Annotated in this window: 20 protein-coding genes; 18 read left to right on the top strand and 2 right to left on the bottom strand. The window is 64.2% G+C overall.

Annotated elements, in window-relative coordinates; genetic code table 11:
- Position 1 precedes the first annotated feature (1 nt).
- Positions 2-547 carry a DUF882 domain-containing protein gene (locus EAH76_RS08385; RefSeq protein WP_140850431.1) on the bottom strand — a complete coding sequence of 182 codons (546 nt, stop codon included), beginning with the start codon at positions 545-547 and terminating at the stop codon, positions 2-4.
- Between the two features lie 79 nt (positions 548-626).
- Here EAH76_RS08385 and EAH76_RS08380 point away from each other — a divergent pair, with 79 nt between their 5' ends.
- The 4 genes from EAH76_RS08380 (at position 627) to EAH76_RS08365 (ending at position 3,879) form a co-directional block, all read left to right on the top strand.
- A complete protein-coding gene (locus EAH76_RS08380; protein WP_140849785.1) occupies positions 627-1,643 on the top strand; it encodes a L,D-transpeptidase family protein in 1,017 nt (338 codons plus the stop codon).
- Between the two features lie 4 nt (positions 1,644-1,647).
- Positions 1,648-2,262 carry a M23 family metallopeptidase gene (locus EAH76_RS08375; RefSeq protein ID WP_140849784.1) on the top strand — a complete coding sequence of 205 codons (615 nt, stop codon included), beginning with the start codon at positions 1,648-1,650 and terminating at the stop codon, positions 2,260-2,262.
- Between the two features lie 57 nt (positions 2,263-2,319).
- Complete coding sequence (gene efp / locus EAH76_RS08370; protein WP_140849783.1) at positions 2,320-2,883, top strand: elongation factor P; 564 nt, start codon at positions 2,320-2,322, stop codon at positions 2,881-2,883.
- Positions 2,884-3,066: 183 nt separating this feature from the next.
- Positions 3,067-3,879, top strand: coding sequence for an inositol monophosphatase family protein (locus EAH76_RS08365; protein ID WP_140849782.1), 813 nt, complete (start codon positions 3,067-3,069; stop codon positions 3,877-3,879).
- Between the two features lie 117 nt (positions 3,880-3,996).
- Here EAH76_RS08365 and EAH76_RS08360 read toward each other — a convergent pair whose 3' ends face one another.
- Positions 3,997-4,653, bottom strand: coding sequence for a hypothetical protein (locus tag EAH76_RS08360; protein ID WP_140849781.1), 657 nt, complete (start codon positions 4,651-4,653; stop codon positions 3,997-3,999).
- Between the two features lie 179 nt (positions 4,654-4,832).
- On the opposite strand from EAH76_RS08360, the gene ndhC reads away from it, so the two are divergent.
- The 14 genes from ndhC to nuoL are packed head-to-tail and all read left to right on the top strand — an operon-like array spanning position 4,833 to position 17,636.
- Positions 4,833-5,207: an NADH-quinone oxidoreductase subunit A gene (gene ndhC, locus EAH76_RS08355; protein ID WP_133189380.1), complete on the top strand. Its 375-nt coding sequence runs from the start codon at positions 4,833-4,835 to the stop codon at positions 5,205-5,207.
- A complete protein-coding gene (locus EAH76_RS08350; protein ID WP_241659604.1) occupies positions 5,198-5,776 on the top strand; it encodes a NuoB/complex I 20 kDa subunit family protein in 579 nt (192 codons plus the stop codon). Before ndhC ends, EAH76_RS08350 begins: the two co-directional genes overlap by 10 nt.
- Positions 5,773-6,597: an NADH-quinone oxidoreductase subunit C gene (locus EAH76_RS08345; RefSeq protein WP_140849780.1), complete on the top strand. Its 825-nt coding sequence runs from the start codon at positions 5,773-5,775 to the stop codon at positions 6,595-6,597. The genes EAH76_RS08350 and EAH76_RS08345 overlap by 4 nt, the downstream gene beginning before the upstream one ends.
- Positions 6,594-7,829 carry an NADH-quinone oxidoreductase subunit D gene (locus EAH76_RS08340; RefSeq protein WP_140849779.1) on the top strand — a complete coding sequence of 412 codons (1,236 nt, stop codon included), beginning with the start codon at positions 6,594-6,596 and terminating at the stop codon, positions 7,827-7,829. Before EAH76_RS08345 ends, EAH76_RS08340 begins: the two co-directional genes overlap by 4 nt.
- A 26-nt stretch (positions 7,830-7,855) precedes the next feature.
- Positions 7,856-8,161, top strand: a complete 306-nt coding sequence (locus EAH76_RS08335; RefSeq protein ID WP_140850430.1) for a nuclear transport factor 2 family protein — start codon at positions 7,856-7,858, stop codon at positions 8,159-8,161.
- The gene (locus tag EAH76_RS08330) at positions 8,161-8,829 is read left to right on the top strand and encodes a complex I 24 kDa subunit family protein (RefSeq protein ID WP_140849778.1); all 669 of its coding nucleotides are present in this window, start codon (positions 8,161-8,163) and stop codon (positions 8,827-8,829) included. The genes EAH76_RS08335 and EAH76_RS08330 overlap by 1 nt, the downstream gene beginning before the upstream one ends.
- Complete coding sequence (gene nuoF / locus EAH76_RS08325) at positions 8,829-10,133, top strand: NADH-quinone oxidoreductase subunit NuoF (protein WP_140849777.1); 1,305 nt, start codon at positions 8,829-8,831, stop codon at positions 10,131-10,133. Before EAH76_RS08330 ends, nuoF begins: the two co-directional genes overlap by 1 nt.
- A 26-nt stretch (positions 10,134-10,159) precedes the next feature.
- Entirely contained in the window at positions 10,160-10,876 is a 717-nt protein-coding gene (locus EAH76_RS08320; protein WP_140849776.1) for a hypothetical protein, read from the top strand.
- 23 nt (positions 10,877-10,899) lie between these two features.
- A complete protein-coding gene (gene nuoG, locus EAH76_RS08315; protein ID WP_140849775.1) occupies positions 10,900-12,900 on the top strand; it encodes an NADH-quinone oxidoreductase subunit NuoG in 2,001 nt (666 codons plus the stop codon).
- The gene (gene nuoH / locus EAH76_RS08310; protein ID WP_140849774.1) at positions 12,897-14,063 is read left to right on the top strand and encodes an NADH-quinone oxidoreductase subunit NuoH; all 1,167 of its coding nucleotides are present in this window, start codon (positions 12,897-12,899) and stop codon (positions 14,061-14,063) included. Before nuoG ends, nuoH begins: the two co-directional genes overlap by 4 nt.
- A complete protein-coding gene (gene nuoI / locus EAH76_RS08305) occupies positions 14,060-14,545 on the top strand; it encodes an NADH-quinone oxidoreductase subunit NuoI (protein WP_010187228.1) in 486 nt (161 codons plus the stop codon). Before nuoH ends, nuoI begins: the two co-directional genes overlap by 4 nt.
- Before the next feature lie 33 nt (positions 14,546-14,578).
- The gene (locus tag EAH76_RS08300) at positions 14,579-15,190 is read left to right on the top strand and encodes an NADH-quinone oxidoreductase subunit J (RefSeq protein ID WP_140849773.1); all 612 of its coding nucleotides are present in this window, start codon (positions 14,579-14,581) and stop codon (positions 15,188-15,190) included.
- A complete protein-coding gene (gene nuoK, locus EAH76_RS08295) occupies positions 15,187-15,492 on the top strand; it encodes an NADH-quinone oxidoreductase subunit NuoK (protein WP_140849772.1) in 306 nt (101 codons plus the stop codon). The genes EAH76_RS08300 and nuoK overlap by 4 nt, the downstream gene beginning before the upstream one ends.
- Positions 15,493-15,497: 5 nt before the next feature.
- Complete coding sequence (gene nuoL, locus EAH76_RS08290) at positions 15,498-17,636, top strand: NADH-quinone oxidoreductase subunit L (protein ID WP_140849771.1); 2,139 nt, start codon at positions 15,498-15,500, stop codon at positions 17,634-17,636.
- Positions 17,637-17,642: the final 6 nt, after the last annotated feature.

Raw genomic sequence — 17,642 nt, 5'->3', positions numbered from 1 at the left:
CTCACCAGTGCCGCACGCGCCCGGTATCGACATGCACGAATCCGTCGCGCGGATAATATCCCACGCCGCCGCCACCCAGCGCGAGCGCCGCGCCATGCAGCCGGTCGAGCCGCACGCCCGCGACCTTGATGTCGGTCGCCTTGCCCAGCATGTGCTGGCTCTGGCTCCCGACACCGGTATGCGCGCCGCCCTTGGCGCGCAATGAGGCGTTGGTGGCGGGCGAGCGATAGCCCGAGATCAGGTCGATCTTGGTGCGGCCGGTCAATTCGAGCTTGTCGCGCAGCCGCACGAGGAGTGCCAGCAACCGGCGGTCCATTATGGTCGCCTGGCCGGTACGCCAGTCGCGCAGGCCGTGGTTGAGCTCGGCGAGCCCTGCGGGAACGAACGCGCCGTTGCGCGCGAAGAGGGCGTCGACGCTCTCATTGGTATGGACGTTGCGGATCGCCAGGCGCCATTCGGTCCCGACCGCCATTGCGGGAAGCGGGAAGGCGAGGGCTGCCCCGCCAGCGAGGACGCCGCCGATCAGGCCCCGCCGCGAAAGTTTCATTTCGGGGTCGCGTATTTTGTCGGACACAAGCGTGTCGCAAGTCGTTGTCTGCATAGTGAATATGTAGGAGCCGAGCGTAATGCGGAAAATGGTGGCCGGAACGGCCTGTCTGGCGATAGCCTCCTTTGGGCTGATCGCCGCTGCCGCGCCCGGAACCAAAACTGCGACGACGGCAAATGTGCTCGATCCGTCCACGCTGCATGTCCAGGTGATCCTCGATCATCTCGGTTTCTCGCCGGGTGTGCTCGATGGCCGCCAGGGCAAGTCGCTCGTCGCCGCCTTGAAGGGGTTCCAGGAAACGCGCGGCCTGCCGCAAAGCGGCACGATGGATCGCGCGACGCTGCAAGCGCTCTATCCCGACCGCAAATGGCGTCCGACCGTGACGGTCACGCTGACGCCGGAGATGCTCGCGGGCCCGTACACCAACCCGCTGCCGAAGAACCCGGCACTTCAGGCGAAGCTGCCGCAGCTCGGCTATCGCAACGCGGTGGAGAAGCTCGGCGAGATGTTCCACACCACGCCGGCGGTGCTGGTCGAGCTCAATAGCCCGAGCACGCCGCTCAAGGCCGGTAGCAAGATCGTCGTCCCCAACGCGATCGCCACGTCGATGGCGTACAATCCGAAACTGCCCGAGAAGTGGCGCCAGACGCTCGCCTCGCTCAACGTCGATTCGACGCAGCCGGCGGGCGCGAAGATCGTGGTCAGCAAGTCGCGCGAAGTGCTCCGCGTGCTCGACAAGGACGGCAAGCTCGTCGCGCAGTTCATGGCGACGATGGGCAGCGAGCATGATCCGCTGCCGATCGGCACGTGGAAGATCAACGGCCCGTCGTACAACCCGCCGTTCCACTATAATCCCAAGCTGTTCTGGGATGCCAAGGGCAGCGCGAAGGCCGCCTTGCTCCCGCCCGGGCCGAACGGTCCGGTCGGCGTGGTGTGGCTCGATCTGTCCAAGGAGCATTATGGCATCCACGGTACGCCGTCGCCCGAGACGATCGGCCGGGCCGAGAGCCATGGCTGTATCCGCCTGACAAACTGGGATGCCGCGCGGCTCGCGATGATGGTCAAGCCCGGCACGCCGGCCGTTTTCGAGAAGTGACCGCGTGAGCCGGGTTGCGCGTTTCATCCTGATCTCGCTGGCGATCATGGCGGCAGCGTGGATCGCGTTGCTCGCCGTGTTGCCCGAGGCCTCGCGCCGGATCGGCGGCAGCGTCGCGCCATCTCCCGGCGTTACGCCTCAGCCAGCGGCGGGCGCGGTGGCGCTGGGGGAGGGGGCAGTGCTTGCGGTCCCGATCAGCGGCATGCGGCGGCAGGATATCCGCGACTCCTGGGGTGATCCGCGCGAGAATGGCTTGCGCGAACATCACGGCGCCGATTTGGCTGCGCCCGCCAACACCCCTGTTTCCGCCGCCGCGCCCGGTACGGTCGAAAAGCTGTGGACCAGCGCAGCAGGCGGCACGACCGTGTATGTCCGTTCGCCCGCCAGGAACTGGATCTATTATTACGCGCATCTCAGCGGCTATGCGCCCGGGCTGCACGAAGGCCAGTCGGTCAAGGTCGGTGATGTGCTCGGCTATGTCGGCGACACCGGCAATGCCGGGGCTGGCAATTTCCACCTGCATTTCGGCCTGACCCACACCACGCCCGACCAGCATTGGTACGAAGGGGTGGACGTCGATCCTTACCCCTATCTTGCCGGAAAGCCCTTGCCCCGCTAAGGCGCACGTCCGCGCGGCGTGCCGTGCGCTTGGCTCTTTCCAACTACAGGCTCCCCCATGAAGATCAACGCGGTCGAAATTCGTCCCGGCAATATCCTGGAATATGAAGGCGGTATCTGGAAGACCGTCAAGATCCAGCATACCCAGCCGGGCAAGGGCGGAGCCTATATGCAGGTCGAGATGAAGAATCTCATCGACGGCCGCAAGACCAATGTCCGCTTCCGTTCGGCCGAAAGCGTCGAAAAGGTTCGGCTCGATACGGTCGATTTCCAGTATCTGTTCCGCGAGGGCGAGACGCTGACCTTCATGGACAAGATCAATTACGAGCAGATCACGCTCGACGCGGGCATTCTCGGCGACGCCGCGGCGTTCCTGCAGGACGGCATGGATGTCGTGATGGAGCTGTGGGAAGAGCGCCCGATCTCGGTGCAGCTCCCCGACACGATCGAGGCGATGATCGTCGAGGCCGATGCCGTGGTGAAGGGGCAGACCGCTTCTTCGTCGTACAAGCCGGCGATCCTCGAGAACGGCGTGCGCGTGATGGTGCCGCCGCATATCGGTGCGGGAACGCGGATCGTTGTCGATGTGTACGAGCAGACCTACGTCCGCCGCGCGGACTGATTCTTCGCTTCTTAGCCCTCTCCCGCGTTGGCGGGAGAGGGTTGGGTGAGGGCCTTCTTTTCTTCCCCGACGCGCCGACGGAAGAAGGCCCTCACCGACTACGACTAGGCCCGCCCGAAGAAGGCGGGCCAAGTCTCCGTAGCCTCTCCCGCGCGCGGGAGAGGGCAAGATAGAGTATAGCCAATGCCCTCCCATTCCGGCCTCATGACGATCATCGACCGCGCGGTCCGCAAGGCCGGCCCGCGGCTGCGGCGCGATTTCAACGAAGTCCAGCAGCTCCAGGTCAGCCGCAAGGGCCCGGCCGACTTCGTGTCGATCGCCGACCAGCGCGCCGAGCAGACGATCTACGAGGAGCTGTCGCGCGCACGCCCCGATTGGGGCTTCCTGATGGAGGAGCGCGGCGAAGTCCCCGGCGACCCCAACAAGCCGCGCTTCATCGTCGATCCGCTCGATGGCACGACTAACTTCCTCCACGGCATTCCGCATTTCTCGATCTCGATCGCGGTCGAGGAGACGCTGCCTAACGGCAAGCGCGAGATTACCTCGGCAATGGTCTACCAGCCGATCACCGACGAGGCCTTCTGGGCCGAAAAGGGCCGCGGCGCGTGGGTTCAGGAGCAGCGTCTGCGCGTCTCGGCACGCCGCGACCTCGCCGACTCGCTGATCGCGACGGGCATTCCCTTCCTGGGGCATGGCAATTTCACCGAGTGGAGCCGGATCTTCGGTGCGATCGCGCCGGAAGTCGCCGGCATCCGTCGGATGGGTTCGGCTGCGCTCGATCTCGCCTGGGTCGCGGCGGGCCGGTATGACGGCTATTGGGAAAGCGGCCTCAAGCCGTGGGACGTTGCGGCTGGCATGCTGCTGGTCAAGGAAGCCGGCGGTTTCGTCAGCGATTTCCGCGGCAGCGACCAGATGATGCAGCGGAGCGAAATCCTCGCGGCGAACGATGCGCTGCAGTCGCGGCTGCACAAGCTGCTGGCGAACGCGCTGCGCTGATGCCGAAATTAAGCCCCTCCCCTTCAGGGGAGGGGTTGGGGTGGGGCTGTAACGGGCGTTGGTCTCTGCGAGGCTTCCCCCACCCCCAGCCCCTCCCCTGAAGGGGAGGGGAGCAATCTACCCGCCGGACGGCGCTGCCAGTCCATGCGCCGCGCGATAATGATCGACGGCCGCGAGTACCCCGGCAATCTCCGCCGCGACGAAACCGTCATCGCGCGTCAGGCCCGAACGGGCCTTGAGCCGATAACGCCAAGCGGATGCCTGTCCGGCGACGTAGCGCGCCGCGAGGGTCCGCAACAAAGTCTCATCGACATCGAAGCCGACCACCTCGTCAAACAGGCACCCGGAGGCGCGCCGGCAATCGTCGCGCGTCCGGAAGATCACCGTCAGCGGCGCGGTCGCGGGCCCGGCCGGCGTTTCGAAATTGACCGTGATGAACGAGTCGCGGTGTCGCGCGAGATAATGCACCGCGTGATACACCTGGAACCGCGTCGCGCCGCTCTTCTTGTCGATGAACGCGCGAAGGAACGCGTCGGTGTTGACGACGCCGAGCAGCCCGTCGCGCTGCTGCCAGCCATTCTTGGTGGTAATCGTTGCGACGGTTTCGAGTGCGTCATCGTGCAGATCGGAGGCCGCCTCGAACTGCTCGGGAGTCATGGCGAGCAGGCGCTGCAACTGGCGCGGCCTCGCGCTTCGATCGGCGCCGAGTCCGGAGGTAGGGAGGAACGCCAGGACACAGGCCGACAGCGCAGTCGCGACGTTGTGCCGACTCATCCGGATTCCCCCAAATCCAATGGCGCGATAGTCCGCTCGCAAGCCGTGTCGCGTCAAGGGGTTAGGCGAGCGGCCTTGTTGCGATTCATTCTCACTGTCCAGAGCCTTGCCCGCTCGGGACCATCGTCCTAAAGCCGCGGTCATCCGTTCGCACATGCGAGAAGCACCCAAGGCTGATCATGCTCGACCTGTCGCAATATCTACCGATTCTGCTGTTCCTGGGCGTAGCCCTGGTGCTGTCGAGTGCCTTCGTGTTCCTGCCGATTCTGGCTGCACGCTTCACCGGGGCGCACAAGCCCACGGCCGAGAAGCTCAGCGAATATGAGTGCGGCTTCCCCGCATTCGAGGATCCGCGCAGCCAGTTCGACGTGCGCTTCTACCTCGTCGCCATCCTGTTCATCATCTTCGATCTGGAAGCGGCGTTTCTCTATCCCTGGGCCGTATCGGTCTTCAAACTCGGCTGGGTCGCCTGGGGCTCGATGATGCTGTTCATCGTCGAACTCGCGCTCGGCCTCGTCTATGCATGGAAGAAGGGAGCGCTCGAATGGGAGTAGCACCAAGCCTGCCCGGTCACTCGGGCTCCGTCGAGCTGCTCCGGCAGCCCAGCGGCAGCGACATCATCCAGCCCGATCAGGCGTTCTTCAACGATCTCAACGGCGAGCTCGGCGACAAGGGTTTCCTCGTCACCTCGACCGAGGACCTGTTTCACTGGGCGCGCACCGGCTCGCTGTGGTGGATGACCTTCGGTCTCGCCTGCTGCGCGGTCGAGATGATCCACGTCAACATGCCGCGCTACGATCTCGAGCGCTTCGGCGCCGCGCCGCGCGCTTCCCCGCGCCAGTCGGACGTGATGATCGTCGCGGGTACGCTGTGCAACAAGATGGCCCCGGCGCTGCGCAAGGTCTACGACCAGATGTCGGAGCCGAAATACGTCATCTCGATGGGTTCGTGCGCCAATGGCGGCGGCTATTACCACTATAGCTACAGCGTCGTTCGCGGTTGCGACCGGATCGTTCCGGTCGACATCTACGTGCCGGGTTGCCCGCCGACCGCGGAAGCGCTGCTGTACGGCATCATGCAGCTCCAGCGGAAGATCCGCCGCGTCGGGACGATCGAACGGTGAGGGCGCCTTCACCTGCCTATGTCGCCAATGATGGCGTGATCGACGCGGCGTCGGCTGCGCTCGGTGGCCGTCTGCTGCATTCGCTCGACGCCGTTGGCGAAGTCGCGCTGCATGTCGATCGCGTCTCGCTGGTCGAGACGATGGTCACGCTGCGCGATACGCCCGGCCTCGAATATCAGCAGCTGATGGAAATCGCCGGCGTCGACTATCCCGATCGTGGGGTCGATCGCTTCGAAGTGGTCTATTGCCTGCTCTCGCTGACGCGCAACCATCGCATCCGCGTGCACGTGCAGACCGATGACGAGAAGCCGGTACCGTCGGTGACGGGCATCTGGCCGGTCGCCGGTTGGCTCGAGCGCGAAGTGTACGACATGTACGGCGTGCTCTTCTCGGGCAATGCCGATCTCCGCCGCATCCTCACCGACTACGGCTTCCGTGGTCATCCGCAGCGCAAGGACTTCCCGCTGAGCGGCTATGTCGAGCTGCGCTATTCGGAAGAGGCCAAGCGCGTTGTGTACGAGCCCGTCCAGCTCGCGCAGGATTTCCGCACGTTCGACTTCATGAGCCCGTGGGAAGGCGCTGAATACGTCCTTCCGGGTGACGAAAAGGCGAAGCTGCCGGCAGAGAAGGGCGCGCCGACGCCGCTCAAGGCCGACGAGATCGTCAAGGCCGACGCCAACGTGTCGGCCAAGAAAGCGCCGAGCGACCCCAAGACGACCGAAAGCACCGCGCAATCGGGTGCTGGCAAGCCTGGTCCGAGCGCAGGCGAGAAGCCGGCCAACCCCGATGTCGTTCCCTCCGCAAAGGGGCAGAACCAGTGACCGACTATCTCGACCAGCTGGAAAAGCGTTTTGACGGCGAAGACCCCGAGGTCGGCGACGTCGAGATTCAGAACTACACGATCAACTTCGGTCCGCAGCATCCGGCCGCGCACGGCGTGCTTCGCCTGGTGATGGAGCTCGACGGCGAGATCATCGAGCGCGTCGATCCGCACGTCGGTCTGCTGCACCGCGGCACCGAGAAGCTGATCGAATACAAGACCTACATGCAGGCGCTGCCGTATTTCGACCGGCTCGATTACTGCTCGCCGCTGTGCATGGAGCATAGCTACGTGCTTGCGGTCGAGAAATTGCTCGATCTCGAAGTGCCGTTGCGAGCGCAGTATCTCCGCGTGCTGTTCGCCGAGCTGACGCGCATCTCGAACCACATGCTCAACCTCGGCTCGCACGTCATGGACGTCGGCGCGATGACGCCGAACCTGTGGCTGTTCGAAATCCGCGAAGACTGCATGAACTTCTTCGAGCGCGTCTCGGGAGCGCGGATGCACAGCGCGTATTTCCGTCCGGGCGGCGTCCACCAGGATGCGCCGCTCAAGCTGCTGACCGACATCGCCGACTGGCTCGACACGCGCCTGCCGCGTCTGTTCGAGGATGCGATCTCGCTCGTCGCCGACAACCGCATCTTCAAGCAGCGCAACGTCGATATCGCGACGGTCAGCCGCGACGATGCGATCAAGTGGGGCTTCTCGGGCCCGATGATCCGCGGCTCGGGCATCGCCTGGGATCTGCGCAAGTCGCAGCCGTATGACGTCTACGACCGGATGGACTTCGACGTGCCGGTCGGCACGCGCGGCGATTGCTATGACCGGTTCATGGTGCGCGTCGAGGAAGTCCGCCAGTCGGCGCGGATCATGAAGCAGTGCTTGAACGAGATGCCCGAGGGGCCGATCGCGTCGCTCGACCGCAAGGTCGTGCCGCCCAAGCGCGCCGAGATGAAGCGCTCGATGGAAGCGCTGATCCACCACTTCAAGCTCTACACCGAGGGCTTCCACGTGCCGGCGGGCGACGTCTATGTCGCGACCGAAAGCCCCAAGGGCGAGTTCGGCGTGTATCTCGTCGCCGACGGCACCAACAAGCCGTACCGCTGCAAGATCCGCCCGACGGCCTTCTCGCACCTGCAGGCGATGGACTTCATGTCGAAGGGGCACATGCTCGCCGACACCACCGCAATCCTGGGTGCGATGGATATCGTGTTCGGCGAGTGCGACCGGTGACCGGCAAGCTCGAGACCGCGCACCGCATGATCGCGCTGTACAATGCGCAGGATGCCGACGGCTATGTCGACCTGATGACCGAGGCGGCGTGCGAGGCGACCTATCGCGGCGCCGTCGTCCGCGAGGGGCGTGAGGGCGTGCGCTCTGGGCTCAAGGCGATGTTCGCGCAATTCCCGCACAACCATGCCGGGATCCTGTCGTCCTACGTGCTCGGCGATACCGTCGTCCTGCACGAGAATGTTTCGCGCGCGCCGGGCGGCGAAGCGTTCGAAGTCATGTCCATCTATTCGTTCGTCGGCGACAAAGTCGACCGCGTGGAGTTCATCCGCTAATGGCCGAAGCGCCCAAAATTCCTGACGAGGCCGAGACCCGCGCGCGCTGGGGCGCGTTCGCCTGGACCGACGAGAATCAGACCAAAGCGAACGAGATCCTCGGCCGCTATCCCAAGGGTCGCGAGCAATCCGCCTCGCTGCCGCTGCTCGATCTCGCACAGCGCCAGGTCGGCGCCGAGACGCAAACGCAGGGCTGGCTGCCCGTTCCGGTGATCGAGTTCGTCGCGCGCCAGATCGGCGTGCCGTACATGCGCGTCTACGAAGTCGTAAGCTTTTACACGATGTTCAACATGGCACCGGTTGGCCGCTATCACGTCCAGGTCTGCGGCACGACGCCGTGCCTGCTCGGCGGCAGCGACGACGTTTTGTCGGCGTGCAAGAACAAGGGCCTGATCAAGGGGCGCACGACGCCCGACGGCATGTTCACGCTGACCGAGGTCGAGTGCCTGGGCGCCTGCGCCAACGCGCCGATGGTCCAGATCAACGACGATAATTTCGAAGACCTCGATTATGACAAGACCACCGCGATCCTCGAGGCGCTCGCCACGGGCGGGACGGTGACGCCGGGCTCGCAGACCGGGCGTCGCGACAGCTGCGCCGCGGGTGGCCCGACCAACCTCGTCGCGATGGTCGACGAGAATCACGATTATCGCGGGGAGTGGGGCTGATGCTCGCCGATAAGGATCGCATTTTCACCAACGTCTACGGCTTCCAGCCGTGGAACCTCGATGCCGCGATCAAGCGCGGCGATTGGGACGACACTAAGGGCCTGATGGCACGCGGTCAGGATGCGCTGATCGATGCGGTCAAGGCGTCGGGTCTGCGCGGCCGTGGCGGCGCTGGCTTCCCGACCGGCACCAAATGGTCGTTCATGCCGAAGGAGCCGAAGGCCGATCGCCCGAACTTCCTGGTGATCAACGCCGATGAGTCCGAGCCGGGTTCGTGCAAGGATCGCGAGATTATCCGCCACGATCCGCACAAGTTGATCGAGGGCGCGCTGATCGCGGGCTTCGCTATGCGTGCGCGCGCGGCCTACATTTACATTCGCGGCGAATATATCCGTGAGGCCGAAGTGCTCTTCGCGGCGATCGCCGAGGCGTATGACAAGGGTCTGATCGGCAAGAACGCTTGCGGGTCGGGCTATGATTTCGACGTGTTCTGCCATCGCGGCGCGGGCGCCTATATCTGCGGCGAAGAGACCGCGATGCTCGAGAGTCTCGAGGGCAAGAAGGGCCAGCCGCGCTTGAAGCCGCCGTTCCCGGCAGGGGCGGGGCTGTATGGCTGCCCGACGACGGTCAACAACGTCGAGTCGATCGCGGTCGTCCCGACGATCCTGCGCCGCTCGCCTGAGTGGTTCGCCAGCTTCGGCGCGGAGAACAACCGCGGCACCAAGCTGTTCCAGATCTCCGGTCACGTGAACAAGCCGTGCGTCGTCGAAGAGGCGATGTCGATCACCTTCCGCGAGCTGATCGAGACGCATTGCGGCGGGATTCGCGGCGGGTGGGACAACCTCCTCGCGGTGATCCCCGGCGGCTCCTCGGTGCCACTCGTGCCGGCGGCCGAGATCATGGACTGCCCGATGGATTTCGACGGCCTCAAGAAGGTCGGTTCGGGTCTCGGCACCGCGGCAATCATCGTGATGGACAAGTCGACCGACATCGTCCGCGCGATCAGCCGGCTGTCCTATTTCTACAAGCATGAGAGCTGCGGCCAGTGCACGCCGTGCCGCGAAGGCACCGGCTGGATGTGGCGCGTGATGGAGCGGATGCGCACCGGCGACGCCGACATCTCCGAGATCGACACGCTGTACCAGGTGACCAAGCAGGTCGAAGGCCACACGATCTGCGCGCTCGGCGATGCAGCGGCCTGGCCGATCCAGGGCCTGATCAAGCACTTCCGCCCAGAGATGGAGCGGCGGATTACGGAAAAGCGCGGTGGTGGGCTGAGCCCGATGATGGAGGCGGCGGAGTGATTTCGCCACGTCTCTTGAAGTGGAGGATGTATCTGCTCGCCGGCGTGCTTGCAGGGATACCCACGGTTGTTTTCGCGCAATTGAAGCCTGAGCAGCAGACCGGGTCGCATATTCCGGTCTCGCCCCAGGCTGTTCAGGGCGCGGAAGCGGGCCTCATAAAGAAGGCGTTCGCGCGGTGCATCTACAAGAGTAACACCAAGGCGGCAGTAGCGATCCTTTCCCATAGCGATTCGATGCTTATCGATTTGAAGGGCGCGAATATCGCCGATCTTTCCGGTGCTTTGAACATGTCGGATTGTTTGGGTGAGCAAGCGGGGGCGACGCAAAACGCACTCGGGTTCAAGTTCAAGCGCGACATGCTTCGGGGTTTGCTATCGGAAGAGGCCTACCTCTCCGGGCATTCTGCGGTGCCAACGCTTCCGGTCGGCGGATCCGAAAGCACCGGTCGCAATTTCGTGTCCGAAGGTGAAAATCTGGCCAAGGCGCGCGCACTTGCGGCTTTTTCGGATTGCATCGTTTTCACCGATGTCGGACGGGCCGATGCCTTGCTCCGGACTATGCCGGAAAGCGTTGGAGAACGGGCTGCGGCACGGGCGCTCGCCCCGACCTTAGGCAAGTGCCTAGACCAGGGCGTTCAATTCTCTATGACGCCGACAAGTATCCGCGTTTACGTCGCTGACGGATTGTGGAACCGCTTTTCCCGCCCTCAGTCAGCCCAAGCGGCGACGGCAACGAAGCCATGAATAAGAAAGTTTGAGCGCGAACCATGCCTAAACTTAAAGTCGACGGCGTCGAAGTCGAAGTACCCGCTGGTGCCACTGTGCTCCAGGCGTGCGAGATCGCCGGCAAGGAAATTCCGCGCTTCTGCTATCACGAGCGCCTGAGCATCGCCGGCAATTGCCGGATGTGCCTGGTCGAAGTGAAGCCCGGGCCTCCGAAGCCGCAGGCGTCGTGCGCGCTGCCGGCGGCGGACAAGCAGGAAATCTTCACCAACTCGCCGATGGTCAAGCAGGCGCGCGAAGGGGTGATGGAGTTCCTCCTGATCAACCATCCGCTCGATTGCCCGATCTGCGATCAGGGTGGCGAATGCGACCTGCAGGACCAGAGCCTCGCTTATGGCCGCGGCCACTCGCGCTATGACGAGAACAAGCGCGCGGTCACCGAGAAGTACATGGGCCCGATCGTCAAGACGGTGATGACGCGCTGCATCCAGTGCACGCGCTGCATCCGCTTCGCCGAGGAAGTCGCCGGCGTCGAGGAAATCGGTGCGATCGGTCGGGGCGAGGACATGCAGATCGTGTCGTACCTCGAAGGCGCCGTCACGAGCGAGCTGTCCGGCAATGTCGTCGATCTCTGCCCGGTCGGCGCGCTGACCTCGAAGCCCTACGCTTTCGAGGCGCGTCCGTGGGAATTGAAGAAGACGCTGACGATCGACGTGATGGACGCGGTCGGCACCAACATCCGGCTCGACAGCCGCGGTCGCCAGGTGCTGCGCGCCGTGCCGAGGATCAACGAGGACGTGAACGAGGAGTGGGCGAGCGACAAGACCCGCCACGCCGTCGATGGCCTGGTGCGCAAGCGTCTCGACACGCCGTACATCCGCAAGGATGGCCGCCTGACCAAGGCGACGTGGGACGAGGCGTTCGCTGCCATCGCAGCGGTCGACGCTGGGTCTAGCGTTGCTGCGGTTGCTGGCGATCTGATCGACGCCGAGACGATGTATGCAGCCAAGGCGCTGCTCGCGAGCATGGGCTCGACCCTGCTCGAAGGCCGCCAGACCGGCATGGATTACGACACGTCGAGCCTCGCCGCGGTCAATTTCAACACGACGATCGCGGGCACCGAAAAGGCCGACGTGATCCTGCTCGTCGGCAGCAATTTGCGCTGGGAAGCGCCGCTGGTGAACACGCGGATCCGCAAGGCGATCAAGAAGGGCGCGAAGGTCTTCGCAATCGGGCCGGAAACCGAGCTGACCTACAAGGTCGAATGGCTTGGTGCTGACCTCGCGCTGCTCGGCAATCTGCCGAACGCGGTCACCGAGGCGTTCGCTTCGGCCGAGCATCCGATGGTGATCGTCGGCGGGGCAGGGCTCAAGGCGCTCGGCGCTGCGCTCGCGCTGGTTTCGCCGCTTGGCCTGATCAAGGATGGGTGGAACGGCTTCAACGTCGTCCATATGGCGGCGAGCCGGATGGGCGGTCTGATGCTCGGCTTCGCGCAGAAGGGCGGCATCGCCGATCTCGTCGCGGCGGCGCCTAAGCTCGCTTTCTTCCTCGGTGCCGATGAAGTCGATTTCAGCAAGTTCGCTGGTAGCTTCAAGGTCTATGTCGGCCATCACGGCGACAAGGGCGCGGCGGCTGCCGACGTGATCTTGCCGGGCGCGAGCTACGCCGAGAAGTCGGGCACCTACGTCAATCTCGAGGGTCGCGTGCAGCGCGGCGAGCGGGCCGTGTTCCCGCCGGGCGACGCGCGTGACGACTGGACGGTCCTGCGCGCGCTTTCGGCTGTCCTCGGCAAGACGCTGCCGTTCGACACGATCGAGGAACTGCGTGCGAACATGGGCGTCGATACGCCTGCACTCGCAAATCTCGGCCTCGCCAGTTTCGACTGGGCACCGCCTGCGCTCGACGCAAGCGTGACCGGCGAGATCACCGGCTATCCGATCCAGGACTTCTACCTGACCAACGCGATCTGCCGGGCGAGCCCGACGATGCAGCGCTGCTCGGCCGAACTCGTCCACGGTGTCGATTTTGCGGAGGCAGCGGAATGACCTCCTGGTTTACCTATCTCGGCCTGCCGTTCGGCTGGGCCTGGTTCGTCGCGACGCTGATCGACATTCTTGTCATCGCGCTGCCGCTGATGCTCGCGGTCGCGATGATCATCTATGCCGATCGCAAGATCTGGGCGTCGATGGCGCTGCGTCGCGGCCCCAACGTCGTCGGGCCGTTCGGTCTGCTCCAGTCGTTTGCCGACGGTCTGAAGGTTTTCCTCCAGGAAACCATCATCCCGACCGCGTCGAACAAGGCGCTGTTCCTGCTCGCGCCGATCATCACCTTCACGGTCGCGTTGATCGTATGGGCGGTGGTGCCGTTCGATCAGCGCGCCGCAGTCGCCAATATCAATGTCGGTCTGCTCTATGTGCTCGCGGCGTCGTCGCTCGGCGTCTATGGCATCATCCTCGCCGGCTGGGCGTCGAACTCGAAATATCCGTTCTATTCGGCGATCCGCGCGGCCGCCCAGATGGTGAGTTACGAAGTCGCGATCGGCTTCATCCTCATCTCGGTCGTGCTGTGGACCGGCAGCTTCAACCTGACGAACATCGTCGAGGCGCAGCGCGGCATGGGCCTCGGCATCGTCAACGGCTTCTTCATCAACCCGTTGCTGTTCCCGATGGCGGTGATGTTCTTCATCTCGTCGCTCGCCGAGACGCAGCGTGCGCCGTTCGATCTGACCGAGGCGGAAAGCGAACTCGTCGCCGGGTATCAGACCGAATATTCGTCGATGTCGTTCGCGCTGTTCTGGCTCGGTGAATATGCCAACGTCATCCTGATGTGCGCGCTCAATGCGACGCTGTTCTGGGGCGGGTATCTGCCGCCGTTCAACTGGGCGCCGCTTTACCTCGTGCCGGGGATTATCTGGCTGCTGCTCAAGATGGGCCTGTTCTTCTTCCTGTTCAGCTGGGTGAAGGCGACCGTCCCGCGCTACCGCTACGACCAGCTGATGCGGCTGGGCTGGAAGATTTTCCTCCCGCTGTCGCTGTTCTGGGTGTTCCTCGTCTCGGGTGTGCTGATGCTCACCCGCGTCGGCACCGAGTGCGCCCCGCAGGACCGAGTCCATACCAAGCAATATCTCTACGATGACGGCCGTCCACGCTATCCGACCGATGGCGTGTGCCGGGCCGCGTCCGCGAACCAGTCGGAGAAGCGCTCGTGAACATCGGGCAGATCATCAAGTCGTACACGCTCTGGGAATTTCTCAAGGCGCACACGCTGACCTTGAAATATTTCTTCAAGGCCAAGGCGACGATCAACTATCCGTTCGAAAAGAACCCGCTGAGCCCACGCTTCCGCGGTGAGCACGTGCTGCGGCGCTATCCGAACGGCGAGGAACGCTGCATCGCGTGCAAGCTGTGCGAAGCGGTGTGCCCGGCACAGGCGATCACGATCGAGGCCGAGCCGCGCGACGACGGCAGCCGCCGCACGACGCGCTACGACATCGACATGACCAAGTGCATCTTCTGCGGCCTGTGCCAGGAAGCCTGCCCGGTCGACGCCGTCGTCGAAGGCCCGAACTTCGAATATGCGACCGAAACGCGCGAAGAGCTGATCTACGACAAGGCGAAACTGCTCGCCAACGGCGACCGCTGGGAAAGCGCCATCGCGGCGAACCTTGCCGCCGATGCACCGTACCGTTAAGCGCCACGCGACTTAGAGGGGCCCACTGATTCCGTGATCCAAGCAATCGCCTTTTACCTGTTCGCGTTCATGGTCATCGCGTCCGCCGCGCTGACCATCACCGCGCGCAATCCGGTGCACGCCGTGCTGTGGCTGATCCTGGCCTTCTTCAACGCCGCAGGGCTGATGGTGCTCGTCGGCGCCGAGTTCATCGCGATGCTGCTCGTCATCGTGTATGTCGGCGCGGTCGCGGTGCTGTTCCTGTTCGTCGTGATGATGCTCAACATCGATTTCGCCGAGCTGCGCGCCGGTTTCGCCAAATATGCGGCGATCGGCGCCGTGTTCGCGGTCGGCCTCGCCGCCGAGATCATGGTCGCGTTCGGTGCCTGGAGCGCCGGCAAGATCGAGCTCGCGCGCCGCGCCGCGCCGACGCCGGACACGGTGCCCAACATCGAGGCGCTCGGGATGCTGCTCTACACGCGCTATCTGTTCGTGTTCGAGGGCGCGGGGCTCGTGCTGCTCGTCGCGATGATCGGTGCGATCGTGCTGACGCACCGCGAGCGCAAGGGTGCGCGCGCGCAGAATGTCAGCCGCCAGAACGCACGGCGTCCGCAGGATGCCACGCGCAACACGCAACCCACCGTCGGCAAGGGAATTGAGCTGTGATTGGTCTCGGCCATTATCTCGTGGTCGGCGCGATCCTGTTCGCGCTCGGCGTGCTCGGCATCATCGCCAACCGCAAAAACCTCATCGTCATGCTGATGGCGGTCGAGCTGATCCTGCTCGCGGTGAACCTCAACTTCGTCGCCTTCTCGGGGTATCTCGACGATCTCGTCGGCCAGGTGTTCGCGATGTTCGTGCTGACCGTCGCGGCGGGTGAGGCCGCGATCGGTCTCGCCATTCTCGTCATCTATTTCCGTAGCCGCGGGACGATCTCGGTCGACGACGCCAACCGGATGCAGGGGTAAATTTCGTGATCCTCTTCATCGTCTTCCTGCCGCTGCTCGCGGCGATCGTCGCGGGCTTCGCGAACAAGAGCTTCGGCGCGATCCTGCCGAAGGTCGTCACAACGGCTGCGCTGTTCATCGCCGCGATCCTGAGCTGGATGGTGTTCATCCCGTATCTCAGCGGCGGCGAGGTGACCGTCACGCCGGTGCTCGACTGGATCCATTCGGGCGACATGCGGATCGACTGGTCGCTGCGTGTCGACGCGCTGACCGCGGTGATGCTCGTCGTCGTCACGTCGGTCTCGGCGCTCGTCCATCTGTATAGCTGGGGCTATATGGAGGAGGACCCCGACCAGCCGCGGTTCTTCGCGTACCTTTCGCTGTTCACCTTCGCGATGCTGATGCTCGTGACCGCCGACAACCTCGTCCAGATGTTCTTCGGCTGGGAAGGCGTGGGTCTCGCATCCTACCTCCTGATCGGTTTCTGGTTCCGGAAACCCAGCGCCAACGCCGCAGCGATCAAGGCGTTCGTCGTCAACCGCGTCGGCGATCTCGGCTTCATGCTCGGCATCTTCGGCACCTATCTGGTGTTCAACACCGTCTCGATCCCCGAGATCCTGCGGCTCGCGCCGGGGATGGCCGGATCGACGATCGGCTTCTTCGGCGGCCGCTTCGATACGATGACGGTGCTCTGCCTGCTGCTGTTCGTCGGCGCGATGGGCAAGTCGGCGCAGCTCGGGCTCCACACCTGGTTGCCCGACGCGATGGAAGGCCCGACCCCGGTGTCGGCGCTGATCCACGCGGCGACGATGGTCACCGCGGGCGTGTTCATGGTGTGCCGCCTGTCGCCGATGTTCGAAACCTCGCCGTTCGCGCTGACCGTCGTGATGACGGTGGGTGCCGCAACGTGCCTGTTCGCAGCGACGGTCGGGCTGGTGCAGACCGACATCAAGCGCGTCATCGCCTATTCGACCTGCTCGCAGCTGGGCTACATGTTCTTCGCTGCTGGCTGTGGTGCTTATGGCGCCGCGATGTTCCACCTCTTCACGCACGCCTTCTTCAAGGCTTTGCTGTTCCTTGGCGCCGGTTCGGTGATCCACTCGATGCATCACGAGCAGGACATGCGCTATTATGGCGGCCTGCGGAAAAGCATCCCCGTAACCTTCTGGGGGATGATGATGGGCACGCTGGCGATCACCGGCGTCGGGATTCCGGCCGTGTTCGGCAACCCGCTCGCGATCGGTTTTGCGGGCTTCCATTCGAAGGATGCGATCATCGAGGCGGCATGGGCTTCGGGCCAGCATGGCGCGTCGATCGTCGGGATCATCGTCGCTCTGCTGACGAGCTTCTACTCGTGGCGCCTGATGTTCCTGACCTTCTGGGGCAAGCCGCGCTGGGAGCAGTCCGAGCATATCCAGCACGCGATCCACGACGCGCATGGCCACGGCCATGACGCCGGTCACGACGATCACGGTACGACCGCAGCGCATGCGCACCACGGCGAAGCCGCCGAGGAAGGGCAGGGCAGCGAGCCGCATGGTCACGATCACGGCCACGTCGTCCAGGCGCATCCGGTGTTCACCACGCATGGCGACGGCACGGGCGGCTATCATCCGCATGAGAGCCCGTTCCCGATCCTGCTGCCGCTGATCATCCTGTCGATCGGCGCGATCGCTGCGGGCTTCGTGTTCCACGGCTATTTCATCGAGCCGACCGCGGGCGAGGAATATTGGCACGGCGCGATCGCGTTCCGCGAGCATCTGATGCACGCGATGCACGAAGTGCCGCTGGGTGTGAAACTGTCGGCGTCGATCGCGATGCTGACCGGGTTGCTCGGCGCCTACATCTTCTACATCCGCTCGCCACACGCGCCGCGGAAGCTCGCCGAGACCTATGCCCCGGTCTACGACTTCCTGCTCAACAAATGGTATTTCGACGAGCTCTACAATCTGCTCTTCGTCAAACCCGCTTTCGCCATCGGCCGCTTCTTCTGGCACCGCGGTGACGAGAAGACGATCGACCGGCTCGGCCCCAACGGCTCGGCCTGGGTCGTGTCGCAAGGCTCGCGCGTCGCTGGAAAGCTGCAAACTGGATATGTCTACACTTATGCCTTTGTCATGTTGCTCGGTCTGACCGGCGCCGTCACCTGGGCGATCACGCGATGAGCGCGC

Origin of the sequence: Sphingomonas glacialis, from assembly GCF_006439055.1 — a bacterium.
GTDB lineage: Bacteria > Pseudomonadota > Alphaproteobacteria > Sphingomonadales > Sphingomonadaceae > Sphingomonas > Sphingomonas glacialis_A.
This window is presented reverse-complemented; position numbering and strand designations above follow the sequence as displayed.

Bases quoted from the DNA above. Each gene is read 5' to 3' on its own strand.
- EAH76_RS08385 (WP_140850431.1), bottom strand. From the start codon at position 547: ATGAAACTTTCGCGGCGGGGCCTGATCGGCGGCGTCCTCGCTGGCGGG.
- EAH76_RS08380 (WP_140849785.1), top strand. From the start codon at position 627: ATGCGGAAAATGGTGGCCGGAACGGCCTGTCTGGCGATAGCCTCCTTT.
- efp (WP_140849783.1), top strand. From the start codon at position 2,320: ATGAAGATCAACGCGGTCGAAATTCGTCCCGGCAATATCCTGGAATAT.
- EAH76_RS08365 (WP_140849782.1), top strand. From the start codon at position 3,067: ATGCCCTCCCATTCCGGCCTCATGACGATCATCGACCGCGCGGTCCGC.
- EAH76_RS08360 (WP_140849781.1), bottom strand. From the start codon at position 4,653: ATGAGTCGGCACAACGTCGCGACTGCGCTGTCGGCCTGTGTCCTGGCG.
- ndhC (WP_133189380.1), top strand. From the start codon at position 4,833: ATGCTCGACCTGTCGCAATATCTACCGATTCTGCTGTTCCTGGGCGTA.
- EAH76_RS08350 (WP_241659604.1), top strand. From the start codon at position 5,198: ATGGGAGTAGCACCAAGCCTGCCCGGTCACTCGGGCTCCGTCGAGCTG.
- EAH76_RS08335 (WP_140850430.1), top strand. From the start codon at position 7,856: ATGATCGCGCTGTACAATGCGCAGGATGCCGACGGCTATGTCGACCTG.
- EAH76_RS08330 (WP_140849778.1), top strand. From the start codon at position 8,161: ATGGCCGAAGCGCCCAAAATTCCTGACGAGGCCGAGACCCGCGCGCGC.
- nuoF (WP_140849777.1), top strand. From the start codon at position 8,829: ATGCTCGCCGATAAGGATCGCATTTTCACCAACGTCTACGGCTTCCAG.
- EAH76_RS08320 (WP_140849776.1), top strand. From the start codon at position 10,160: ATGTATCTGCTCGCCGGCGTGCTTGCAGGGATACCCACGGTTGTTTTC.
- nuoG (WP_140849775.1), top strand. From the start codon at position 10,900: ATGCCTAAACTTAAAGTCGACGGCGTCGAAGTCGAAGTACCCGCTGGT.
- nuoH (WP_140849774.1), top strand. From the start codon at position 12,897: ATGACCTCCTGGTTTACCTATCTCGGCCTGCCGTTCGGCTGGGCCTGG.